This window comes from Pedobacter cryophilus (assembly GCF_005116455.1).
GTDB lineage: Bacteria > Bacteroidota > Bacteroidia > Sphingobacteriales > Sphingobacteriaceae > Pseudopedobacter > Pseudopedobacter cryophilum.
The window spans coordinates 467,364-490,521 of record NZ_SWBP01000002.1; the positions used below are offsets into that span (position 1 = coordinate 467,364).

General features: G+C 33.6%; 21 protein-coding genes. 8 read left to right on the forward strand and 13 right to left on the reverse strand.

Annotated elements, in window-relative coordinates; all coding sequences use genetic code 11:
- The first annotated feature begins 142 nt into the window (after positions 1 to 142).
- The 4 genes from FA046_RS07275 (at position 143) to FA046_RS07290 (ending at position 4,782) form a co-directional block, all read left to right on the forward strand.
- Positions 143 to 520, forward strand: a complete 378-nt coding sequence (locus FA046_RS07275; RefSeq protein WP_136825724.1) for a GxxExxY protein — start codon at positions 143 to 145, stop codon at positions 518 to 520.
- A gap of 201 nt (positions 521 to 721) precedes the next feature.
- Positions 722 to 3,481 (forward strand): DNA gyrase/topoisomerase IV subunit A, encoded by a 2,760-nt coding sequence (locus tag FA046_RS07280; RefSeq protein WP_136825725.1) that lies wholly within the window; start codon positions 722 to 724, stop codon positions 3,479 to 3,481.
- A gap of 72 nt (positions 3,482 to 3,553) precedes the next feature.
- Positions 3,554 to 3,736 (forward strand): hypothetical protein, encoded by a 183-nt coding sequence (locus tag FA046_RS07285; RefSeq protein WP_136825726.1) that lies wholly within the window; start codon positions 3,554 to 3,556, stop codon positions 3,734 to 3,736.
- A 98-nt stretch (positions 3,737 to 3,834) separates the two neighbouring features.
- Complete coding sequence (locus FA046_RS07290; RefSeq protein WP_136825727.1) at positions 3,835 to 4,782, forward strand: Fic family protein; 948 nt, start codon at positions 3,835 to 3,837, stop codon at positions 4,780 to 4,782.
- A gap of 87 nt (positions 4,783 to 4,869) precedes the next feature.
- Here FA046_RS07290 and creD read toward each other — a convergent pair whose 3' ends face one another.
- The 4 genes from creD to FA046_RS07310 form a co-directional block, all read right to left on the reverse strand.
- Positions 4,870 to 6,231, reverse strand: a complete 1,362-nt coding sequence (gene creD / locus FA046_RS07295; protein WP_136825728.1) for a cell envelope integrity protein CreD — start codon at positions 6,229 to 6,231, stop codon at positions 4,870 to 4,872.
- Between the two features lie 107 nt (positions 6,232 to 6,338).
- Positions 6,339 to 6,629, reverse strand: a complete 291-nt coding sequence (locus tag FA046_RS07300; protein WP_136825729.1) for a hypothetical protein — start codon at positions 6,627 to 6,629, stop codon at positions 6,339 to 6,341.
- 66 nt (positions 6,630 to 6,695) lie between these two features.
- The gene (locus FA046_RS07305; RefSeq protein WP_136825730.1) at positions 6,696 to 6,992 is read right to left on the reverse strand and encodes a winged helix-turn-helix domain-containing protein; all 297 of its coding nucleotides are present in this window, start codon (positions 6,990 to 6,992) and stop codon (positions 6,696 to 6,698) included.
- Positions 6,989 to 7,603, reverse strand: coding sequence for a hypothetical protein (locus FA046_RS07310; RefSeq protein WP_136825731.1), 615 nt, complete (start codon positions 7,601 to 7,603; stop codon positions 6,989 to 6,991). The genes FA046_RS07305 and FA046_RS07310 overlap by 4 nt, the downstream gene beginning before the upstream one ends.
- A gap of 317 nt (positions 7,604 to 7,920) precedes the next feature.
- Between FA046_RS07310 and FA046_RS07315 the strand changes: the two genes are divergently transcribed.
- The gene (locus tag FA046_RS07315) at positions 7,921 to 8,268 is read left to right on the forward strand and encodes a cupin domain-containing protein (RefSeq protein WP_136825732.1); all 348 of its coding nucleotides are present in this window, start codon (positions 7,921 to 7,923) and stop codon (positions 8,266 to 8,268) included.
- Between the two features lie 47 nt (positions 8,269 to 8,315).
- Here the strand turns inward: FA046_RS07315 and FA046_RS07320 are convergent, their stop codons facing one another.
- From FA046_RS07320 to FA046_RS07350, 7 genes are all read right to left on the reverse strand, one after another.
- Entirely contained in the window at positions 8,316 to 9,674 is a 1,359-nt protein-coding gene (locus FA046_RS07320) for an OmpA family protein (RefSeq protein ID WP_136825733.1), read from the reverse strand.
- Positions 9,675 to 9,847: 173 nt separating this feature from the next.
- A complete protein-coding gene (locus tag FA046_RS07325; protein WP_136825734.1) occupies positions 9,848 to 10,747 on the reverse strand; it encodes a nucleotidyltransferase family protein in 900 nt (299 codons plus the stop codon).
- A gap of 46 nt (positions 10,748 to 10,793) precedes the next feature.
- A complete protein-coding gene (locus FA046_RS07330; protein WP_136825735.1) occupies positions 10,794 to 12,347 on the reverse strand; it encodes a helicase HerA-like domain-containing protein in 1,554 nt (517 codons plus the stop codon).
- A 28-nt stretch (positions 12,348 to 12,375) separates the two neighbouring features.
- Positions 12,376 to 14,847 carry a S9 family peptidase gene (locus FA046_RS07335; RefSeq protein WP_136825736.1) on the reverse strand — a complete coding sequence of 824 codons (2,472 nt, stop codon included), beginning with the start codon at positions 14,845 to 14,847 and terminating at the stop codon, positions 12,376 to 12,378.
- A gap of 2 nt (positions 14,848 to 14,849) precedes the next feature.
- Positions 14,850 to 15,971 (reverse strand): M42 family metallopeptidase, encoded by a 1,122-nt coding sequence (locus tag FA046_RS07340; RefSeq protein WP_136825737.1) that lies wholly within the window; start codon positions 15,969 to 15,971, stop codon positions 14,850 to 14,852.
- Between the two features lie 292 nt (positions 15,972 to 16,263).
- Positions 16,264 to 16,677 carry a GNAT family N-acetyltransferase gene (locus FA046_RS07345; RefSeq protein WP_136825738.1) on the reverse strand — a complete coding sequence of 138 codons (414 nt, stop codon included), beginning with the start codon at positions 16,675 to 16,677 and terminating at the stop codon, positions 16,264 to 16,266.
- A 324-nt stretch (positions 16,678 to 17,001) separates the two neighbouring features.
- On the reverse strand, positions 17,002 to 18,543 hold the full coding sequence (locus tag FA046_RS07350; RefSeq protein ID WP_136825739.1) for an acyl-CoA carboxylase subunit beta: 1,542 nt from the start codon (positions 18,541 to 18,543) through the stop codon (positions 17,002 to 17,004).
- A 179-nt stretch (positions 18,544 to 18,722) separates the two neighbouring features.
- On the opposite strand from FA046_RS07350, the gene FA046_RS07355 reads away from it, so the two are divergent.
- From FA046_RS07355 to can, 3 genes are all read left to right on the forward strand, one after another.
- Positions 18,723 to 19,064, forward strand: a complete 342-nt coding sequence (locus FA046_RS07355; RefSeq protein WP_136825740.1) for a hypothetical protein — start codon at positions 18,723 to 18,725, stop codon at positions 19,062 to 19,064.
- 45 nt (positions 19,065 to 19,109) lie between these two features.
- Complete coding sequence (locus FA046_RS07360; protein ID WP_136825741.1) at positions 19,110 to 20,714, forward strand: SulP family inorganic anion transporter; 1,605 nt, start codon at positions 19,110 to 19,112, stop codon at positions 20,712 to 20,714.
- Between the two features lie 73 nt (positions 20,715 to 20,787).
- Complete coding sequence (gene can, locus FA046_RS07365; protein ID WP_205943627.1) at positions 20,788 to 21,441, forward strand: carbonate dehydratase; 654 nt, start codon at positions 20,788 to 20,790, stop codon at positions 21,439 to 21,441.
- 172 nt (positions 21,442 to 21,613) lie between these two features.
- On the opposite strand, the gene FA046_RS07370 is transcribed toward can, so the two are convergent.
- Together FA046_RS07370 and FA046_RS07375 are read right to left on the reverse strand one after the other, a co-directional pair.
- Positions 21,614 to 22,468, reverse strand: coding sequence for a ChaN family lipoprotein (locus tag FA046_RS07370; protein ID WP_136825742.1), 855 nt, complete (start codon positions 22,466 to 22,468; stop codon positions 21,614 to 21,616).
- Positions 22,469 to 22,514: 46 nt separating this feature from the next.
- Positions 22,515 to 22,982, reverse strand: a complete 468-nt coding sequence (locus FA046_RS07375) for a YehS family protein (RefSeq protein WP_136826075.1) — start codon at positions 22,980 to 22,982, stop codon at positions 22,515 to 22,517.
- Positions 22,983 to 23,158 lie beyond the last annotated feature (176 nt).

A 23,158-nucleotide genomic window follows, 5' to 3' on the forward strand; every position in this document is an offset into this window, starting at 1 on the left:
AACCACAGAGTACGCAGAGTTACGTGGCTATTTGAGTTTGAGTAGAAATAAAGAAATAAGTTTTTTGATGTTTAAAAAATAAAATTAACCACGGAGTACGCAAAGGTCACAGAGCTAGATGGTGATTTAAAATAGGATTATAATGGAATTAGAAAATTCTTTGGCTACTAAAATAATTGGTTTAGCAATAAAGGTTCACAAAGAACTTGGTCCTGGATTATTAGAATCTGTTTATCAAGAATGTTTGTTTTACGAATTGAAGAAAAGTGGTCTGTTTGTAGAAAAAGAAAAGCCTCTTGCCATTTATTATGATGGTATTGAATTAGAATGTGGTTACAGATTAGATATTTTTGTAGCAAATAAGGTGATTGTTGAAGTTAAATCAGTTAAAGAATTAAATGAAATTTATCTAGCTCAACTTTTAACTTATTTAAAACTTTCAGAATGTAAATTGGGCTTGATAATAAACTTCAATGTTTTATTATTGAAAGATGGGATAAAAAGAGTGATAAATGATTAATGAAGGTGTTTTTTACCCATGCAGCTCTGTGACCTCTGAGCTCTCTGTGGTTAAAAAATAAATTACTGATAACGCAAAGGTTATAAGTTTAGGGGTAAAAAAAGATTAACCACAAAGGGCGCAAAGAACACAAAGCTGAAGTAACAAAAGATCATATAAGCCTCTGTGAACTCCGTGTTCTCTGTGGTAAAAAACATATAAATGGAAGAAAACAATTACGAAAACGAAAATACTTTACATAATGTGATTCCGCTTAGTGGGTTATATGAGAACTGGTTTTTAGATTATGCTTCTTATGTAATTCTGGACAGGGCTGTTCCGCATATTCATGATGGGTTAAAGCCAGTGCAGCGTCGTATTCTTCATTCTTTAAAAGAGATGGATGATGGGCGTTTTAACAAAGCTGCCAACGTAATTGGTAATACCATGAAATATCATCCACATGGTGATGCTTCTATTGGCGATGCCATGGTTCAAATTGGGCAAAAAAACCTTTTGATAGATACCCAAGGAAACTGGGGAGATCCTATTACTGGTGATTCAGCTGCTGCACCTCGTTATATCGAAGCTCGTTTATCAAAGTTTGCTTTAGAAGTTGTTTTTAATCCCGATACTACCGAATGGCAATCTTCTTATGATGGAAGAAATAGAGAACCCATTACTTTACCTGTTAAATTCCCGCTTTTATTAGCCCAAGGAGCCGAAGGTATAGCGGTTGGTTTGGCTACTAAAGTAATGCCTCATAATTTTATAGAGTTAATTGATGCTTCTATTGGAATATTAAGAGGAATTGCACCTAATATTATCCCCGATTTTTTAACTGGTGGTATGGCAGATTTTTCCGCTTATAATGAAGGGCAACGTGGCGGTAAAATCAGAGTACGAGCTAAAATATCTGAACTGGATAAAAAGACTTTAGTGATTACCGAAATTCCTTTTTCTACTACTACTATAGGTTTAATTGATAGCATCATATCTGCCAATGATAAAGGTAAAATCAAAATCAAAAAAATTGAAGATAATACAGCTAAAGACGTAGAAATTGTAGTGCATTTAGCACCCGGCATATCTCCAGATGTTACCATTGATGCACTTTATGCTTTCACCTCTTGCGAAGTTTCCATATCTCCAAACACTTGTATCATCAAAGGCGATAAGCCTCATTTTATGAGTGTTAATGATATTTTAACAGAAAGTACTCATTATACCAAACACTTATTAAAGCGAGAATTAGAAATTAAACTGCATGATTTGCAGGAACGGATTTTCTTTAGCTCTTTATTGAAAATATTTATTCAGGAAGGGATGTATAAGCATCCTGATTATGAAAATTCTACCAATTTTGATGACGTCACTCTTGTGCTTCATCGTTTATTTGAGCCTTTTAAACCCAATTTATATCGCGAGATTTTAGCAGAGGATTTTAAGAAGCTGATTGATAAACCTATGAGTAGCATCACCCGTTTTGATGTGAAAAAGGCTGATGAGCAAATGGCCAATTTGGAGAAAGAAATCAAAAATGTTAAACATGATTTAAAGCACTTAACAGATTTCGCCATCGCTTATTTTGAGCGTTTAAAAGAGAAATTTGGTAAAGGCCGAGAGCGTAAAACCGAAATTAGAACTTTTGATAGGGTAGAAGCTTCTCAAGTTGCTTTAGCTAATACTAAATTCTATATCAATAAAGAAGATGGATTTGTAGGGACTGGATTAAAGAAAGACGAGTACATTTTTGATTGCTCTGATTTGGATGATGTAATTGTTTTTAGAGAAGACGGAGTATGTTTGGTAACCAAAGTGCAGGATAAAACCTTTGTAGGTAAAGGTATTTTACATGTTGGTGTTTTTAAAAAGAATGATGAACGTACCATTTATAATATGGTTTACAATGACGGTAAAACCGGAACATCCTATATCAAACGCTTTTCTGTTGGGGGCGTAACCCGAGATAAAGAATATGATTTAACCAAAGGCACAAAAGGCTCTAAAGTAGTGTACTTTACGGCTAATCCTAATGGTGAAGCAGAAGTAATTAATGTGGCTTTAAAGCCGATGTCTAAATTGAGGAAACTCACTTTCGATCAGGATTTTGCCGAAATTGCTATTAAAGGAAGAGCCTCACAGGGAAATATCCTTTCTAAATTCGCCATTAAAAAAATTACCCTTAAAAGTAAAGGTGTTTCTACTTTGGCAGGAAGAAAAATTTGGTATGACCCAACCGTGAAACGTTTAAATGAAAACGGACATGGACGATATTTAGGCGAATTCCAAGCAGAAGATAAAATTTTATGTGTTTTTAATGATGGCAGTTATGAGCTTTCTAGCTTTGATTTAACCAATCATTTTGATGATAAAATGATAAGGATAGAAAAACATGCTCCTGAAAAGGTTTTCTCCTGCATCCATTTAGATGGGAAATCTAAAAATTATTATATCAAACGTTTTGTGTTTGAAGATTTAGCGATTGGCAAACGTACCGGATTTATTAGTGAAGAACCTGGTTCTAAAATGATTTTGCTCAGCAATGCAGATCATCCTGTAGTAAAAATTGAAGCTCTAAAAGGTAAATCTCAACTATTTGACGAACAAGAAATAGACCTTTCAGAAGCTATTGAAGTGAAGGGATTAAAAGCTCAGGGCAATAAACTGAGTCAGCATGATGTACAAAAAGTAACTCTAATTTCCGAAAAAAATGATGAGGTAGAGGAGGAAGAAGTTGAGCTTGTTGATGAATCAGAAAATGAGGAAGAGCCAGTAATAGAAAATACTGTTGATGATTCTCAAGAATTAGAAAAAAAGGTTGATGAATCTGAAAAGTTAGTTGAAGAACCAAAAAAGCAGGAAGTGGAGAAAAAACCGGAATTTGTTTCTACCCCAAAAGAGGTAAAGAAAATAGATTTTGAAATCACTAATCCAGATGAGATTAAGTTGGATGATAAAGGGCAGTTGGGATTGTTTTAAGATTTTTAAAATCAGAGATAATATTTGATTAAGAAATTGGTTAATTGTTAAATTAGATTAAAATTATAAACTATGATTACTAAAGCAAAATTAACCGAAACACTTACTCAATTCCCAGAAGAATTTACCATTGATGAGTTAATGGACAAATTAATTCTATTAGATAAAATTGAAAGAGGTAATCTAGAATCCGAAAATCAAGAAACCATTTCTGAGGGAGAATTAGAAATAGAAATGCAAAAATGGTTCAAATAAGGTGATTTATAAAAAGGGTATAAATTTTATAGTTTAGCTAAAGTGAAATAGACTAAAATTATTTTATCTTTGATACTATCAAATGATACTATCATAAATTGAAGCCTCCTGATCAAATTACGTCAGAAATTCTCCATCTCATTTCTTCCATAGCCGAAAAAATAGGATCAATCAATGCCAGGCATTTGTATAAAGCTCCGGCAGAGTTAAGGAAATCTAATCGTATAAAAACTATCCAATCTAGTTTAGAGATAGAAGGGAATACTTTATCAGAAGAACAAATTACGGCCATATTAGAGAATAAAAGAGTAATTGCGCCAGAGAAAGATATTTTGGAAGTTAAAAACGCTATTGAGGTTTATGAAAATCTACATTATTTTGAGTTTGACAAACTCACATCATTATGCAAAGCTCATCAGCTTTTAATGAAAGGACTAATTGCCGATGCAGGAAAAATCAGGTCGAAATCAGTTGGGATTGTTAAAGGATCTGAGGTTGCGCACTTGGCTCCCCCGGGGAATTTAGTTCAATCATTACTGAATGATTTGTTCAGTTATCTTAAAAATGATGAAGATTTGCTTTTAATTAAGAGTTGTGTTTTTCATTATGAATTTGAGTTTATTCATCCCTTTATGGATGGAAATGGAAGAATGGGAAGGTTATGGCAAACTTTAATATTGAAAGAATATTCTCCGGTATTTGGTTTTCTTCCAATAGAATCCATTATTAAAAATAAACAAGCCGAATATTACAACGCATTAAATAAATCAGGACATTCTACTCCTTTCATTACTTTCATGCTCCAAGTTATTGATCAATCTTTAAATGAGTTAATAAAATCGCAAAGAGTGACTTTATCTGGAAATGATAGGATGAACATTTATAAAGATAAAATAGGAAGTCAATCTTTCACACGACAAAATTATATGCGCTCTTTTCCAGATATTTCTACGGCAACTGCAAGTAGAGATTTAAAAGATGCGGTAGATAAAGCATTATTAATTAAACAAGGAGATAAGAATAAAACTGTTTATCAGTTCCAATAAAAAAGCAAGACTGTTTCCAATCTTGCTTTATATAATAAATACGGCATTAAAAACTGGAGGTTTAGCTCTTCAATAACCCAACTACAGTTATTCTTTTACTAATTGTTTTTTGCTCCAATCCATTTTTGAAGATAAAAACATGATGGTTGCAACAATAATGAATAAACCTATGCTTCCGTACAATAATGCAAGGTCTTGCAATTGGATAATAATAAATATAAAGCCATAAAATACACTCAAAATAGCCGATAATATGAATGCTGCTTTCTTGTTTTTAAGTAAAGAAGCAATAAAAACACCAATTAAAACTATAGTACTTACCGAAGCAATTAAATAAGCATAATTAAAACCTACTTGCTCGCTAAAAGATAAAAGTAAGGTGTAATAAATAATCATGGCTGCACCAATCAATACATATTGTAGTAAATGGACTTTCTTCTTCTGAATCATTTCTGTAAACAGCAACGAGATGAAAGTTAAAAGAATAATTAAAAAGCTGTATTTGGCTGTTCTCATGGTTTTTTGATATTGATCTACCGGAAGCATAAATTTAACGCCAAAAGAAGCTTTATCATCGGTTTTTAACACCGAGTTTACTTCTTCCCATTGTTGTGGAAACGGTCTGTTAAAGTAAGGCATTTTCCAAGTTGCAGAAAAGCCATTCTCGTTAATTGTGCGCTCTTCGGGTAAATATCTTCCAATAAAACTGGGGTCATTCCATTTGCCATTAATACTTACTTGAGTGCTTTTGCCTAAATGTAAAAAGCTCATTTCATTGCTTCCTCTCAAATCTAAATTGAAGCTAAAACTTAAAGAAGTTCTTTTTCCTTTACTTAAATCGGGTAAAATAATTAGGTTGTTAGTGAATAATTTTAAAGAGGTAAAATCAGGCTCCACTTGGTAAGTTTGGTTGGCCAGTTTAATTTCAGGATTATTTTTCATCCCTTTTAAATCACTTATTCCAATCACAATTTTAGCTTTATCCCATAAAATCATTTCAGGGTCGACACCTGATTTTTCTATTTCTAGCTCACTAAACTTTCCATTCACATTCACTTTACTGTCATAAACTACCGCATCAAAAATGCCTCTGTGCAATATTTGCGGTGTTACACTGCTTTTAACGTTTAGCAGTTCGGGCAAAATGTAAATGTTAGTTACAATTTCTTTATAAACCGTTTTGCCAGCAGCATCTTTATTCCCTATCAATTTTTTATACGGAAGCACCATAATTGGACCTTCTATTAATTGTTTACTCGACCATTTATCAGTTATTTCTTTAGTAATTTCATGCTGCCTAGCTTGTCTTTCATTAATTAAATCCTGAATTAAGTTAGACGGAATAAGTAATAAAATGGTTAATAAGCCAATAAGACCTACTTTAATAATAATTGATTCTGAGAACCAGCTTACCAAATCGTTTTTTTCGATGTTTGTTTGATCATTCATGATTTTTTAGTTTAAAGTACTTTGAATTTCAAAGTTGATGGATAAAAAAAATATTTTTTGCTTAATTAAATTTTCATTTCTAAAAAGAGATTTTATGAGGTTTGGATTTAGTTTCCAGCAAATGGAGTTCCAAATATGCCAACTGCAAGTTCGGCCCAAACAATAAATAATCCAAAAATAAGCAGGGCGCAAAGTATTATTCTGTGCTGAATTTTGGTTACTTTTCTAAGAACTAGTTCAACTAACAGACCTGTAGAAATTAATAATATTCCCATCATCACAAAGTCTGATAAAGTCCAGTTAACTTCATTTGTGAATTGCATGGCAATTAAAGGGATGCACAATATAAATGCTATTGCCATCATCATACCGATTAATCTTTTGTTTGGAGATTTCATAATTGTTGTTTTTTATTTGTTAATAATTAAAAGTGCTTTGAATTTCAAAGTAAAAGGTCAAAAAAATTATTTTTGTTGTTTAATTAAATTTTCTAAAGCTTCCAAGTGTTTTTTAAACGCTTGACGGCCTAAAGGCGATGCTTCATATTGTGTATTTGGCTTTCGCCCGATGAAACTTTTAGTCACAATAATATATTCCTCTTTTTCTAAAGCTTTTAGGTGTGATGCCAAATTACCATCGGTTACCGCTAAAAGCTCTTTTAGAGCGTTAAAATCATAATACTCATTGGCCACCAAAACACTCATAATTTGTAAGCGTAATCGGTTTTCAAAAGCTTTATCAAATTGGTCAAATATTTTCACTGCTTGTATTTAAAGTGCATTATACTACCATAAAGAATATGGAGAACCCCAAAGCCTAGCGCCCAAAAAAGAATTCCATAGCCTTGAAATGTTACTGCCAGTAATCCTAAAACAATTTCGCAGATACCCAGCCATTTAATATCCGAAAAAGTATAATGACTAGCTGAGATCAATGCTAAACCATAAAAAATTAAGCTAGCTGAGGCTAATATTCCAAATTGTCCTTTATATAAAAGGATAAGAATAAACATTCCTCCGGTTAAAAGCGGGATAGCCATGTTGTGGATTAACCTACGACTAACAGGATTCCAAGGATTTTTCCCTTTTTTCTCTGCTTGGCGCATGGTTAACCAAATTCCTGTACAAATGGAAAAGATGAGCACCCCCAACGCTATTAAAAGTAATTGTACCAATGTAGTGTGCGAAACTGTAAATGAATTTCCTAAATATTCAGGAGATTGATAAACCAATTTATAAGCCATAAATGCCCCAATTAAAGCATAAATACCAGCCAAAATGCCTGATAAACCGCTCAAAGAAATGAACTTGGTAGAACGTTCCATCAAATTTCTAATAGAACTGAGCTCGGTATAAATATCTTTTTCTTCCATTTTTAAAAGAACTTTGAAATTCAAAGTAAAACATTATAATTTGTATTTCAAAATTTTGATTCATTATTTTAAAATTAGTGTCTTATCAGAATTCTTACTTGTTATGCAGTTGAGTATTTTACGCATTTAAAATTGTAATCATTTGAGCAATGCCTAAAGTTTTGGGCTTGTTTTATCCCTCAAAGAGGAGAAATGAATGGCGCTGTAATTATAATCAGTAGGCAACATAAATTCTTTCGCACTAATTTAATTTATTTTATAACCGTCTATTCTTATTACTAATTTTACGCTCATCTATTAAATTAACAATAGCACACATGATACAAACCAACCCATTCCAAATAGAAGAAGAAATAGCATGGGAATATGCTACAGAAGGCATTACCCGTCAGATATTTGGGTTTAATGATCAAATGATGATGGTGAAAGTGAAGTTTGAAAAAGGTGCTGTTGGAAGCATTCATCAACATATTCATACGCAGTCTACTTATGTAGAAAGTGGTTTGTTTGAAATTACTATAGAAGGAGAGAAGAAAGTATTAAAACCTGGAGATGGCTTTTTTGTAGAACCTAACCTTTGGCATGGAGCCTTTGCTTTAGAAGCCGGTGTTTTAATAGATGTTTTTAACCCAATAAGAGCTGATTTTTTAAACCAAAAAAGCTGATGATCTTTATAGATCACCAGCTTTTTATGATTGCTTTTATATCTTAATTAGTTATAGATAGTAAATTCTACTCTTCTATTGTTTTGTCTTCCAGCTTCAGTAGCATTAGTATCAATAGGTTGAGCTTCTCCGTAACCTGTAGCCTCAATTCTTGAAGAATTAACACCTTTACTTACTAAGTAAGCTTTAACAGACTCAGCTCTGTCTTTAGATAATTTTAAGTTGTAAGCATCACTTCCTTGGCTATCTGTATGGCCAGCTAATTTTAAGCTTAGGTTTTTAGAGATAATTAGGCTAGCCACACGGTCTAAAGTTGAAAAAGAAGTAGATCTGATGGTTGCTTTAGCTAAATCAAATTCTAAATTTTTGATGGCTTCAGTTACAATTTTCTTATCTTCTTCTGTAATTACATAAGTAACTGGTTTAACAATTTCCATTTTTGGAAGTGGACAACCAGAACCATCAACTGCAGTACCTTTTGGAGTATTGGCACATTTGTCATAATAATCAGAAACACCATCACCATCAGCATCAGCCATTAACTTAGCCACTTTATCTTTTAAAGCATTTACTTCATCATCATTTTTAGATGCGTCAATTTGAGCTTTTAAATCATCATATTTAGCATTATAACCTGCTTCTAAAGCTGCGGCTGGATTTGTAAACGCTAATTGTGGTTTTGCTTTGTTACCCAATGCAAATTCTAAACCTGCATATCCGTAAGAAAAACGATCATTTTGTGGATCTCTTTGGTAACCATCTAAATTATCACCATCAACAAAATTCATTTTGTAACCTAAGTCTAAATTTACGCCTTTAGCAATTAGAAATTTTGTACCCACACCAATTGGTACAACTAATTCGTGGATGTTTTCTCCATTTTTTAATTCTACATTTTGGTTTGCGTTGTTAACAGCTGTTGGTTGGTAACCCATTAAACCTGCACCAGCAGTTACATAAGGAGACATAAAACTTTGGCGGTTAAGAATAGTGAAATTCCCGAAATTGAAAACACCACTTAAAGTAGCACCCCATTTTATTTCGGTCTCGTAAGATTTGTAAGGACTGATTATTGGCATCCCGTTACCCATTAATTCAGAATTATCTGCTTTTAAAGTTCCTCTAAAGAAATCTCCCTGTAAACCAAAGTTGTGCCATAGTTGTTTTTTGATGTATCCACCGTAACCTGCATCGGCTTTCCAGTTGGTGAAATCACTTTTACCTCCAATAACTACTGCTGGAGACATAGCGCCACCAGTTACACCAAAAGACCAAGTGCGATAAGCCGAAGCTTTTGAAAAAGGCAATGGGCTAGAAGATGTTGTTTCTTGAGCATTAGCAATAGAAGCTATAGCTAAAACACCTGTAAATAGTATGCTTCTTTTTAAGTTTGTTTTTGTGATCATGTTTGAATCTTATTATTGTTTATTAACGATACATGCTATGTCAAAACCTTGCCATGAAATCTATAACTTGGTTTTTTTTAATGAGAATGATGCTTAAATGTGTTTTAAAGGCATAAAAAAAGGCTTAGATATTTACCTAAGCCTTTTAAAAAAGCGAACTTTAAACAGTACAGTTACCAAAGTTTAGATGGATATACTCCATCTGAGACTAGTTTATTTATATTTTCTTGTACAATTTCTTTGTCTTCTTTGTAGGTAACACCAAACCATTTTGCATCTGTAGGGATGACTTTAAAAGTAGCGATGTTGTTTTTGATTAAATGATCAGCGATAAGCGGAATAAAAAATTCTGATTTAGGATTATTCTCGTTTTTTTCAACAAAGTCAACAAAAAGATCTTCGGTAATTTTGAAAACATCAGGTGTAAAGCCCCAAAAATTCATAGAAACCGGAGTTGATGCATCTAATGGAAATTCTTGCTCATCTTCTTCATAAACAATTCCGCCGTCTTTGGAGTAAACTTTTGTGCGTTCGTTAATCATGCTCATATTTCCTTCAGCGTCTGTTTGGCAAACGCCTCTAGAAACCGAACCGTTTTCTGATAGCGTGTTTCCAATTTTGTAACCTACAATGCTGTATTTATTTGCATCAGCTTCGGTTGTTAAAAAATCAACCATGTTTTTAAAAGCTTCGTAACCATAATAGTCATCGGCATTAATTACACAAAAAGGCTCATGAATTTGGTTTTTCGATTCTAAAATGGCATGACCAGTTCCCCAAGGTTTGGCTCTTTCAATATCTTTATCAATACCGTATTTTTTTAGGTCGAAGGTTTGGAAAATATAATCTGTTTCTACTTTGCCTGCTAATTTAGGTTCAAAAATACCTTTAAAGCTTTCTAAAAATTCTTCTCTTATGATGAAGCTGATTTTCCCGAATCCTGCTTTAATGGCATCGTGAATAGAATAATCTATAATAGTTTCGCCGTTTGGGCCAAATCCATCAATTTGTTTCATGCTTCCGTAACGGCTTGCCATCCCTGCTGCAAGAATAAGTAATGTAGGTTTTTTCATGTATTTAAATAGTTTTTTTAATTAAATTTTATGTGTTGATGGCTTTTTAGAAACCAAAAAGTCCGCCACTTCTTGGCTTTTTACCAGTAATCATTCCAAAAATGCCTCTTACAATTTCTCTGCCAATTTGCCTGGTAATAGGTGCATTCATGGCTTGCTCTAACATGCTTTTTTCTTGAGGTTTATTTTTTGATGTAGAATTTTCTTGAACTACGGCTTTCTCCTCTTCATCATCCTTCATTTTTTGGTTAATCTTAGCCGCTAGCATTTCATAAGCGCTTTCAGGATCTAAACTTTCCTTATACTTTTTGTAAAGATCAGAGCTTTCCATGAGCGAAGTACAATCTTCATTACTCATTGGGCCCATAATTGCCCTTGGAGGAGTTAAATGTGTTGCCACTACTTCTGTTGGTATCCCTTTTTCGTTTAATACGGTAATTAAAGCCTGCCCTGTACCTAAACTGGTTAAAACGGTATCAATTTCATAAAAATCAGACCTAGGGAAAGTTTTTACTGTTTTTCTTAATGCTTCTACATCATTTGGTGTAAAAGCTCTTAATGCATGTTGAATTCTATTTCCTAATTGTCCTAAAATACTTTCTGGAATATCTGATGCCGCTTGGGTACAAAAGAAAACGCCAACGCCTTTTGATCTGATTAACCTAATGACTTGCTCAATTTGTTCTAAAAATGCTTTTGATGAATTATTAAAAAGCAAATGAGCTTCATCAAAAAAGAATACTAATTTGGGTTTATCTAAGTCGCCAGCTTCAGGAAGTGTACTAAATATTTCGGCTAACAAACTCAATAAAAATGTGGAATATAATGAAGGCTGATCTTGTACATCAGAAATATTGAGTAAGCTAATTAATCCTTTTCCATCCACTTTTTGGAAAAGATCAGCAGTGTCAAAAGAACATTCTCCAAAAATAGCGCCTAATCCTTGTTGCTCTATCGATACAATTTTTCTTAATATGGTACCCGAAGTAGCTGTAGATATTTTTCCGTAATTTTCTTTAATTTCATCAGCACCAGCACCTTCAGATAAATAGCTTAATAGCTTTTTAAGATCCTTAAGATCTACCAAAGCCATTTTGTGATCATCGGCATATTTAAAAATAGCAGCAAGTACACCTGTTTGGGTATCATTTAAATCAAGTATTTTACCTAATAAAATGGGGCCAAATTCTGAAACAGTGGCTCGCATGGTGGCACCTGTTTTACCAGATAATGAATACAATTCTACAGGGAAACCTGCAGGTGTAAAAGGTTTTTTTAGCGCTAATCCTCTTTCTTCTAATTTTGGATTTGAAATACCAGGTTGATTTAATCCTGATAAATCTCCTTTTACATCAAGCATAAAAACCGGTACTCCGGCGTCAGAAAGTTGCTCTGCTATTAATTGAAGCGTTCTCGTTTTACCTGTTCCTGTTGCTCCGGCTATTAAGCCATGTCTGTTCATCATTTTGAGCGAAAGGTTAACTTCGGCTTCAGCTACGATGTGTTGATCAAGAATTCCGGCACCTAAATAAATAGATAAACCTGTTGGGTTATAAGACGTTTTAATCTTTTCAACAAATAAGTTCTGATCTTTTAACATGCTCCTAATTTAATAAATTCTGTTCACTCTAAGGAACAGCTATTTTAACCTTATTTTTTACGTAGGTATCCAGCCAATTATTCATTTCCCAAAGCATGTGTAAAATAGATTCTTTTGCTCTGTAGCTATGCGCTTCTGATGGTAAATTTACTAAACGAGTAGTGGCGCCAAAGCCTTTAAGAGCACTGTAAAAGCGTTCGGTTTGAATAGGAAAAGTACCCGAATTATCATCGGCTTCGCCATGTATCAATAATAAAGGTGTTTTTACTTTATTGGCATAAGAAAATGGAGACATTTTATTGTACACACCCGGTGCTTCCCAATAAGTTCTTTCTTCGGCTTGAAAGCCAAAAGGCGTTAAGGTTCTGTTGTATGCGCCACTTCTTGCAATTCCGGCTGCAAAAAGATTGGTATGTGCTAGTAAATTTGCGGTCATAAAAGCACCATAAGAATGGCCACCTACAGCAATTCGTTTTGGATCTGCAATGCCCATTCTGGTAATTTTATTTATGGCAGCTTCTGCATTTTCTTTCAGCTGTTCAATAAAAGAATCATTAGGTTGTTCATTACTTTCGCCAACAATGGGCATATCCACATTATCCATTACGGCGTAACCCTGCGTTACCCAATATACAGGCGAAGCCCAAGAAATTTTAGTGAATTGAAAAGGAGAACCTTTTACTTGCCCCGCAGCTGCAGCGGTTTTAAACTCCTTTGGATAGGCCCACATTAAAACCGGCAATTTTCCTTGTGCGGTGGTATAATTTTTAGGAAGGTATAAAGTAGCTGATAAGTTTAATTTATCTGCCCTTGGGTAGTTAATTTGCTGCTTAACCACTCCAAATAGCTGTGGATAAGGGTTTTTAAAATAAGTGAGTTGCGAATTTTTATTGTTTGGCAACTCTACAGCAAAATAATTTGGTGGGTCTATTTCAGATTCTCGGCTAATAATCAACTCATTCCTATTATTAAAGAAAATAGGTTTTTCATAAAATGGAGCTTTTGAGCGAAATAAGGTATCGGTTAATTTTGTTTTAACATTAAATTTTAACAAAAAAGGCCTGTTTCCTTTGGCTGATGCGCCTTCAGAAATAGAGAAAATATGCATGTTATTAGCATCTGCAATTCTTCTAACAGAGTTGTATGCCAACAATAAAACGTCTTTATTGTATTCGTTTTTTACGGCAACAAATTGGCCAGGGTCGTTGTAAGTATCTTCAGAATACCTGTCCCATAAATTTACACGGTATAAAGGTTGAATAGGTTTTATAAACACCCTTCGCTCGGCTCTGGTTTTCCACCATCTTTCTGTAACAATTGCAATTTGATCATCACCCCAATTGATGGAATTAAATCTTAAATAACAATCGGCTAACTTTCTTCTGATGCCATTTGCACCTACTTCTTTAGTAAAAATAAGATCTCTAAAAGTTACTTTTTTAGCAGGGTCTCCACCGTCTTGTGCCTCTACCCAAAAATAGGTTTGAGGTTTATCAGAACGCCAACCAAATTCTCTTGGTCCGGTAATTACCGCATCAAACCCAGTTGGGAGATTGTCTGCCAAAGGTACATCAGCTAAATCTTGAATCTCTTTCCCGTAACGATCTTTAATGTCTACTTTATAAGGAAAAAATCCGATAGGAACTAAATAGGAGTAAGGCTTATGAATGCTGGCTGTCATTACCAAAGTACCATCTGGCGAAAAATCAAAACTTTTATAAATGTTTGGGCGGTTAAAATCTACAGCTTGTCCATCTAAAAATATCATTTTCATTTGAACAGTTAAGTAATAGTCAAAAAGTAGCTCATCATCATTATTTTTAAGTAAATCTTGATAAGTCCTGGATGGGGTAGCTTTACCTAAATTTTCCTGAACGTTTGGTCCGTTTGGAACTATTGATCTTAACGGAACTTCTTGTTGATTGGCCAAACATTTAGCTAAAATAGATTTACTATCTGGCGCCCATTCATACAATTTACCATATATATCATTTAAAGCATTTTCAGATAATCTTTTAGCAGTTTTACTGTTGATATCGCCAGTCCATAATTGAATTTCGGTATCAGTACTTACACTAAAAGCCACTAAATTTTCATCCGGAGAAAAGCTTACATCTTTAATTTTTGCTTCTTTAGGCAAATTCTGAAACTCAAATTCGTCTTTATTTTTTAGATTCTTGATTTTAAAACCACTGTAATAAGAAGAACGACTGTTCCCCATATTTTTGGGATTAATTCTTAAACCAGCTAATTTTAATACAGGTTGTGAAATTTCTTTGATAGATGGATAGCCGGGCTCTTCTAAAATCGCCATATAACTCCCTTTTCCGCTAATAATGACAGATCTGCTGATGGCATTTTCAACCATATCAATCATTTCTTGCGGTGGTTTTTTGTAACCAGAATTTTCCTGAGCTTGGGCGGATATTAAATTTATTAGCCCAATACCAAACAGTATCGGGCTAATAAATTTAGACTTAAATAAAAAGTTTAAATTCATTTTTATTTGATGTACTTAAAATCGTGGTCTTTTTTGATGGCCAATAAAGAGTGGTAAATCAAACTAATAACATTGTCAACATCTTCTTTATGAATCATTTCTACCGTGGTATGCATATATCTTAAAGGCAAAGAAATTAACGCAGAAACCACACCTTCATTTGAATAAGCAAAAGCATCAGTATCTGTACCGGTAGAACGAGAAGAAGCTTGTCTTTGAAAAGGAATATGATTGTCTTCGGCAGTTTTAATCAATAATTTATTAAAAGTATTGTGAACCGCCGGAGCGTAAGACATTACCGGGCCTTTACCACATGCTAAATCTCCTTGCGTAATTTTACTAATCATAGGCGTAGAAGTATCATGGGTAACATCAGTAATTAGGGCTAAATCTGGTTTAATTCTATGCGCAATCATTTCGGCACCACGTAAACCAATTTCTTCTTGTACAGAATTCACAATGTATAAACCAAAATCTAGTTTTTTCTTGTTCTCATGTAGTAAACGAGCCACCTCGGCAATCATAAAACCGCCAGCTCTGTTATCCAAAGCTCTACCCACGTAATAACGATCGTTTAAAACCATAAATTCATCTTCATAGGTAATTACACAACCTACATGAACACCTAATTTTTCAACTTCTTCTTTAGTGGTGCAACCGCAGTCTAAAAAAATATTTTTTAATTGTGGTGCTTCTTCTTTTTCGCCACCAGAACGGGTGTGAATTGCCGGCCAGCCAAAAACAGCTTTTACAATTCCTTTATCAGTATGGATATTTACTCTTTTTGAAGGCGCAATCTGATGATCTGATCCACCGTTTCTTATCACATAAATTAAACCATCGCTAGTAATATAATTTACAAACCAAGAAATTTCATCGGCATGAGCCTCAATGACTACCTTGTATTTTGCTTTTGGATTAATAACCGCAACCGCTGTTCCGTAGTTATCTACAAAATACTCGTCAGTAAAAGGCTTAATATAATCTAACCATAACTTTTGGCCTTCCCACTCAAAACCAGTTGGAGAAGGGTTATTGATATATTTTTCGAAAAATGCTAATGATTTTTTATTGACAACAGTAATATGTTTTTTTTCTTTTTGATCCTCTTTCTTCTTCGCCATTTTATTTCTTTTTGATATAGTTACAAATATAAAAAACCAATTAAAACCCTAAGGTTTTTTATCTAATGAGTTTGTAAAATGAAACACTCCTTTTGGTTATTAGAATGTAAATATTTTTATGGAAAGGGTGCTGCATCACACTATTTATCACCCGTCTTGCTTTTCGCTCATACGGCTTCTGGCATTAGGCTCTATGGCCGGTAAACGCTGCAATCAAGCTTATTTTACGCAGGTTCTTCATACTATTTAAGTTTCCTCCTTGCAATGTTTAAATCAATAGGCTCCAAAAAAATTAGGTGCTAATTTCTTTTTCCATAATCACATAATCTATTCCGTTTTTAGAAAATCTATCTTCGGTTTCTGTAAAGCCAAACTTCTCATAAAACCCTGAAGCCGAAGTTCTGGCATTACACCAAACTTTAGTAAAATGATGCTCTTCTGCGTAAGCTAAAATATATTCTATCATTTGTTTACCAAAGCCCATTTTTTGGTATTCACTATCGGTCGCAAATTTTCTAAATTGTAAAACCTCGCCATATTCAAATAAAGAAACTACCGTAATCAGTTTATTATTGTGAAACAAACCTAAATGCATTCCTAAATCATCTTCTGGGAGTTTAATTGCGGCTAATGGCAATTCGGGATTTAACTCCTTTTGCCTGATTTTCCAGGTGAGTTCTTGGGTAATTTGTTCTATAGGATGCAAGATAATTAGATATTAAGTTTAAAATCTCGAAGAATCCTTTTTCTAGCACTTAATATATAAATAAGTGCTGCAAAAGAGTTGAAAACTATAAAGGAAACGGTCCACATTATTTTTTCTGATTGATCTATCCTTTTCGAAGTCCAAATTTCATAAAGACTCAATACACTAAAAAAAATGGTAATCAGTAAAGCTATTATAATAAAATCCTCGCCAAAAGGCATATGAAGAATTTTAAACAAAACAGCTGTAATTAAAACAATTAAGCTTAATAGGTAAGTTGTAATTAAAAGGTTTTTGTTAATCATAAGGTTTGGTTTTTATGTTTTACAAAGGAATATTTCCGTGTTTCTTTCTTGGGTTATTCACCACTTTATTCTCTAACATTTTAAATGCTTTAATCAGTTTTACTCTGGTTTCTGCGGGCTCAATTACCTCATCAATAAAGCCTCTTTCAGCTGCTCGGTAAGGATTGGCGAAAATATCAGAGTATTCTTTTTCTTTCTCCAGCCATTTTTCTTCGGGGTTTTCGGCAGTAGAGATTTCTTTTTTGAAGATTATTTCTGCCGCACCTTTAGCTCCCATTACCGCAATTTCGGCAGTTGGCCAAGCGTAATTCATATCCGCACCAATGTGTTTAGAATTCATCACATCATAAGCTCCGCCGTAGGCTTTACGGGTAATTACTGTAATTCTAGGAACGGTGGCCTCGCAAAAAGCATATAACAGTTTGGCGCCATTGGTAATAATGGCATTCCATTCTTGGTCTGTGCCGGGTAAAAAACCTGGTACATCTTCAAACACCAATATTGGGATATTAAAAGCATCGCAAAAACGGACAAATCTGGCCGCTTTTGTAGAAGCATGAATATCTAAAACTCCGGCTAAAAATGCTGGCTGATTGGCTACAATACCAATACTTCTGCCTGCTAACCTGGCAAAACCTACTACAATATTTTCTGCAAAATCTTTATGAACTTCTAAAAATGATTCGCTATCAATTACTTCGGTAATAATTTCTCTTACATCATAGGGTTGATTAGCGTTTTCGGGCATCATCTCATTGAGTTTTAGCCTTTTTTCATCGCCAATTTCATAAGGTTCTGCTGGGGCTTGTTCCTCACAATTTTGAGGAACGTAGCTCAGTAATTTTTTAAGATGTTGAATGGCCTCAATTTCATTTGCACAAGCAAAATGAGTCACTCCAGATTTTGTGGCATGGGTTGCTGCTCCACCTAATTCTTCTGAAGTTACTTCTTCATGGGTTACGGTTTTTACCACGTTTGGCCCGGTAACAAACATATAAGAAGTTTGCTCTACCATTAAAATAAAATCGGTAATTGCCGGCGAATAAACTGCCCCACCTGCACAAGGCCCCATAATTGCAGATAACTGCGGAATTACGCCAGAAGCCATGGTGTTTTTGTAAAAAATATCGGCGTAGCCACCTAAAGAAACCACTCCTTCTTGAATACGGGCTCCTCCAGAATCATTTAACCCTATTAATGGAGCGCCATTTTTAAGCGCCATATCCATAATTTTACAAATTTTTTCGGCATGAGTTTCTGATAAAGATCCTCCAAAAACAGTAAAATCTTGAGAGAAAACATAGACTAGTCGGCCATTAACGGTTCCATAACCTGTAATCACCCCATCTCCAGGATATTTCTCATATTGCATTCCAAAATCAGTAGATCGATGCGAAACAAACATTCCAATTTCTTCAAAAGAACCCTCATCAAGTAAAAAATGCAAGCGCTCTCTTGCAGTAAGTTTACCTTTTTTATGTTGTTGATCTATTCTGGTTTTTCCTCCACCAAGAAAAGCTTCTTCTCTTTTTGTGTTTAGTAATGTTAGTTTTTTATCCACTTTAATTTTATTGGCAATTTTGTGAAAGTATAAAAATTATGATGAAGCTACTAATCATAAATATGAAAATCAAAACAATATCATATCTAATTAATTACATTAGATTGTATTTTGTTAACACATATTTTTTTAGTTTTGTGAAAACCAAAAACTAAAGTGTTTACATTACACTTTGTTATATGAATAGGAAATTTAAAATACTTTTGTACACTAACTTGTTCATTGCAATTTTTATTGCCAAAATGTTCATTTCTACTGCACCAGTATTTTTTGATCTTGATCAAAAAGTTGTAAACGCTGCTATAATGCAGTTAGAGCTAGAAATCGAGGCCAAAGAAAACAATGCCGATACTAAAAACGTAAACAATTTTTTAAAAAAAGGTATTGATTTTATAAATAACCAGAATTTCTCAGTCAATACGGTTTTAAAAATTGATGATATAGATTATCATTTTGTTTCAAAGAAATACATTAAAACATACTTCCCAAGAGTTCTTACTCCACCACCAAACCACATTTAGTTTATCAAAAATAACTAATCAAGGTTTTTAACTTTATCAAATTTTATGTCTGATCAATCATCCTACTCTGCTAAAGGCATGAGTAAATATTTTCTTGGGAAAAATCTTAAGAAAGATATACCTGCAAGTATTGTAGTTTTTTTAGTGGCTTTGCCTTTATGTTTAGGTATTGCATTAGCATCAGGAGCGCCGTTATTTGCCGGAATTTTAAGCGGAATAATTGGTGGTATTGTAGTGTCTAGTATTAGTGGATCTCAGTTAAGCGTTAGCGGACCTGCGGCAGGTTTAACTGTAATTGTTTTAAACGCAATTACAGATTTAGGTAGCTATGATATTTTTTTAATGGCGATAGTTGTTGCAGGGCTAATTCAAATTTTATTAGGCATTTTAAAAGCTGGTACCATTGGTGATTATTTTCCTAATAGTGTAATTATTGGTATGCTAGCAGCTATTGGTATTATATTAATTCTTAAGCAATTACCACACGCGGTTGGTTATGATGCAGATTATGAAGGAGATCAAAATTTTGCACAGCCAGATCAAGAAAATACTTTTTCGGCAATTATTTCTGCTTTTAATAAATTTAATGGGGGTGCAATTATTATTAGTTTATTATCTATAGCGGTTCTTATTTTATGGCCAAAAGTTAAAAAGTTAGAAATTATTCCTGCCCCTTTAATTGTTGTGGCTTTAGGAATTATTTTGGCAATTGTATTTAACGGAACTTCTTTAGCACTTGCTCCAGATCAATTAGTACAAATACCAGTGGTAACTAATTTTGCTGATTTTAAAAATTTATTTATTTTTCCTGATGTAACGGCACTCAGCAATCCTAAACTTTGGACAGTAGCCATTACCATTGCTGTTGTAGCCTCTTTAGAAACACTTTTAAGTTTAGAAGCGGTTGATAAAATTGATCCGATTAAAAGATCATCACCAACTAACCGCGAATTGGTAGCTCAAGGAATTGGAAATACAATTGCAGGTTTGGTAGGCGCTTTACCTATGACAGCTGTAATTGTAAGATCTTCGGCCAACGTAAACTCAGGCGGAAGAACCAAAGTTTCGGCTATTTTACATGGTGTGTTTTTAATGTTGGCGGTATTACTGATACCCGTTTTAATCAACAAAATACCATTATCATGTTTAGCTGCAATTTTACTGTTAGTAGGATATAAATTGGCTAAATTTTCTTTATTTACACAAATGTGGAAAGACGGTAAAGATCAGTTTATTCCATTTGCAGTAACTATTTTAGCCGTAGTATTTACAGATTTACTCATAGGAGTAGGAGTAGGATTGGCTGTAGCAATTTTCTTTTTGTTACGAACCAATTTTAGAAACCCTTATTTTTATACCATTGATAGATCAGAAGGTACAGACATTATTAGATTGAAGTTAGCCCAAGAAGTATCATTTTTGAATAAAGGTGCAATACAATATGTTTTAACCCACATGCCGCCAAACAAAACGGTGATTATAGATGGTTCAAACTCTCTTTTTATTGATAAAGATGTGTTAGATACCATTCATGATTATGAACATAATGCGTTCACAAAAAATATAAAAGTAGAATTAATAAATGTGAAGTCCTCATACGTAGTTCCTAAATTGAGCGATATGGCATTAGATCCAAAAGAGTTGTCTTAGTGATAAACCAATTAAAGAAAATAAAAACGTGGAAAATAAAAAAGAAGAAAGTAAAGAAAAGAAGCACATATCTATAGGGCATAATATAGAGGAATTGACTTATGATAACCTTTTACAATGGAATAAAGAATGGGTTGCGGATACTTTAAAAGAAGACCCAGAATACTTTAAGAAATTGGCAAAAGGGCAAAGCCCACCTATATTATGGATTGGTTGTGCAGATAGCCGCGTACCAGCAAATCAAATTACGGGTACCAACCCAGGCGATATTTTTGTACATCGTAATATCGCCAATATGGTGATCCATACGGATATGAACATGTTAAGTGTTTTAGATTATGCAGTTGCTGTACTTAAGGTAAAACATGTAATTGTTTGCGGCCATTACGGTTGTGGAGGTGTTTTAGCAGCAATGAGCAATAAACAATACGGCTTAATTGATAATTGGCTACGTCACATTAAAGATGTGTATAGAACCTACGCTTTTGAGTTAGATATGATGGAAGATCAGGCAGAAAAAGGCAATAAACTTGTAGAATACAACGTAATAGAAAACGTTTATAACCTTTGTAAAACCAGTACTATCCAAAACGCTTGGAATCAAGGTCAGGAATTGAGTATTCATGGTTGGGCATACAGCTTAGAAACCGGAATTATTAAAGATTTAAAAGTTTCTTTTAATTCTGACGAGAAATTGGCCAGCATGTTCAAATTCGAGAGTAAATAAATTTAGAAAAGCTAGGGCTGGTTTATAACAACAAAGCCAGTCTTAGCTTTACTTATATACCAAGCAATTCTTCCATTTAAATTCCTCCTCTGCACAACAATCCTAGCTTTTAATCTAATAAGGTTAAGTTAAATATCTCTTAATTAGTTATTAAAATCTCCATTGATCCAAATCAATAAGTATTGGTCATGTTGCTGTCTACACAAATAATAAAATCAGCAAGATTTAAATTTTCTTTTGATAATTGGTTGATGTTTTCTTGAGATACCGTAGAAATGGTACCGTATTTAAGTTTACTGTTTTCTCGTTTTAAATACCATAAAATTCCTTCGTAACGGTCGGAGTGATAAGCACCGTTATAATGAATAAATACATGGTCTTTTTGGTAGTTTTTTAATATGAAATGCGCCATAGTAGCGTCTTTAACAGCCTGAGCTTTTACCAATAAATCACTTCCATGTTCTCCCATCATTTTTAAAATGTTTTTATAGGTGGGTAATTCAGCGTCAAAAGTAATTGGGAGTGGCGCTATCCATACTTTTTCTTGCTCTGGTAGAGAATCTAAAACTCCAAAACCATTTTTATAAACCAAGTTTGCATATTTTCTGGGAATATTAGTAGCCACAAAAGACAATTGCTTTTCTTTAGCTAAATCAACCAAAGGGGCGTAATCTGTTGCGTAGTTTGGCCATAATCTAGCTGTAGATTTTAGTGCTTTTGCATCAATAGTGCCTTTTAAATAATCATTTAGCTGGTTTTGGTTATCTGCTTCAAACATCTCGGCACCTAAAATTAATTTCTTTTGGGCGCTTAGCGCTGATGTGACCTCATACTGTAGCCAATGTGAAATTGCGTTGTTATGTAATTCTCCAAATAAGATAACTTCTTTATCAGTTAAAGCTTTAAGCATTTTACCATAACTTACTTTTTCGCCTTGAGCATTGTAAATTTGGTAAGCAGGTTTCTCCTGACTAAAAGCCGAGACCATGATGATATTTAAGAATAGTAAAAAGAATATTTTCTTCATTTCAGGTTATTTTAAATTTGAGATTACATCTATTCAAATGAAAGGATCATTCTGCTTTTTCACGAAATTTTATTTGCATGCCGTGAATAAAATTTCTAAGAATTTGATCTTTGCATGGGCGATATTGGTTTTGAGTAGGATTACGGAAAAAAGCACTCAACTCATGCTTACTCATCCGAAAATTCACCAAATCTAGTATTTCAACAATATCCTCATCTTTAAGATTTAAGGCAATTTTTAATTTTCTGAAAACAATATTGTTGTTTAATTTTTTTTCTGGTTTAGGTTGATCGCCTTCTTTTTTACCTCGTTTTAGATTAATAAAGCCACTTAAGAAAATTGCTAAATCATGATCATAAAGAGGCTTATACTCTGGGTCATCATCTTTTTTTAGCCAATCACTAATTTGTGCTCTGGTTACTTCGGCGTCAGCTAAGCCAAATGTTTCTATCATTTGAGCATCACTTAAATCAAATGTGTAGCGAATACGGCGTAGAATGTCATTATTAGTCATGGAGTAATATCTCAATATTTTAAACAAATATCATGATTTTACATCTATACCCAATGCAATTTTTGGTTTTTGTCAAATCAGCACAAGACCTGTTTTTATATAGCATATTAATTTAATGTAAATAATGATTTAAATCAGTTAAGTATTTAATATTTTCTTAACATTATCATAACATT

Excerpts from the sequence above, each read along its gene's own strand:
- FA046_RS07275 (WP_136825724.1), top strand. The coding sequence starts at position 143 with ATGGAATTAGAAAATTCTTTGGCTACTAAAATAATTGGTTTAGCAATA.
- FA046_RS07280 (WP_136825725.1), top strand. The coding sequence starts at position 722 with ATGGAAGAAAACAATTACGAAAACGAAAATACTTTACATAATGTGATT.
- FA046_RS07285 (WP_136825726.1), top strand. The coding sequence starts at position 3,554 with ATGATTACTAAAGCAAAATTAACCGAAACACTTACTCAATTCCCAGAA.
- creD (WP_136825728.1), bottom strand. The coding sequence starts at position 6,231 with ATGAATGATCAAACAAACATCGAAAAAAACGATTTGGTAAGCTGGTTC.
- FA046_RS07300 (WP_136825729.1), bottom strand. The coding sequence starts at position 6,629 with ATGAAATCTCCAAACAAAAGATTAATCGGTATGATGATGGCAATAGCA.
- FA046_RS07310 (WP_136825731.1), bottom strand. The coding sequence starts at position 7,603 with ATGGAAGAAAAAGATATTTATACCGAGCTCAGTTCTATTAGAAATTTG.
- FA046_RS07315 (WP_136825732.1), top strand. The coding sequence starts at position 7,921 with ATGATACAAACCAACCCATTCCAAATAGAAGAAGAAATAGCATGGGAA.
- FA046_RS07320 (WP_136825733.1), bottom strand. The coding sequence starts at position 9,674 with ATGATCACAAAAACAAACTTAAAAAGAAGCATACTATTTACAGGTGTT.
- FA046_RS07325 (WP_136825734.1), bottom strand. The coding sequence starts at position 10,747 with ATGAAAAAACCTACATTACTTATTCTTGCAGCAGGGATGGCAAGCCGT.
- FA046_RS07330 (WP_136825735.1), bottom strand. The coding sequence starts at position 12,347 with ATGTTAAAAGATCAGAACTTATTTGTTGAAAAGATTAAAACGTCTTAT.
- FA046_RS07335 (WP_136825736.1), bottom strand. The coding sequence starts at position 14,847 with ATGAATTTAAACTTTTTATTTAAGTCTAAATTTATTAGCCCGATACTG.
- FA046_RS07340 (WP_136825737.1), bottom strand. The coding sequence starts at position 15,971 with ATGGCGAAGAAGAAAGAGGATCAAAAAGAAAAAAAACATATTACTGTT.
- FA046_RS07355 (WP_136825740.1), top strand. The coding sequence starts at position 18,723 with ATGAATAGGAAATTTAAAATACTTTTGTACACTAACTTGTTCATTGCA.
- FA046_RS07360 (WP_136825741.1), top strand. The coding sequence starts at position 19,110 with ATGTCTGATCAATCATCCTACTCTGCTAAAGGCATGAGTAAATATTTT.
- FA046_RS07370 (WP_136825742.1), bottom strand. The coding sequence starts at position 22,468 with ATGAAGAAAATATTCTTTTTACTATTCTTAAATATCATCATGGTCTCG.
- FA046_RS07375 (WP_136826075.1), bottom strand. The coding sequence starts at position 22,982 with ATGACTAATAATGACATTCTACGCCGTATTCGCTACACATTTGATTTA.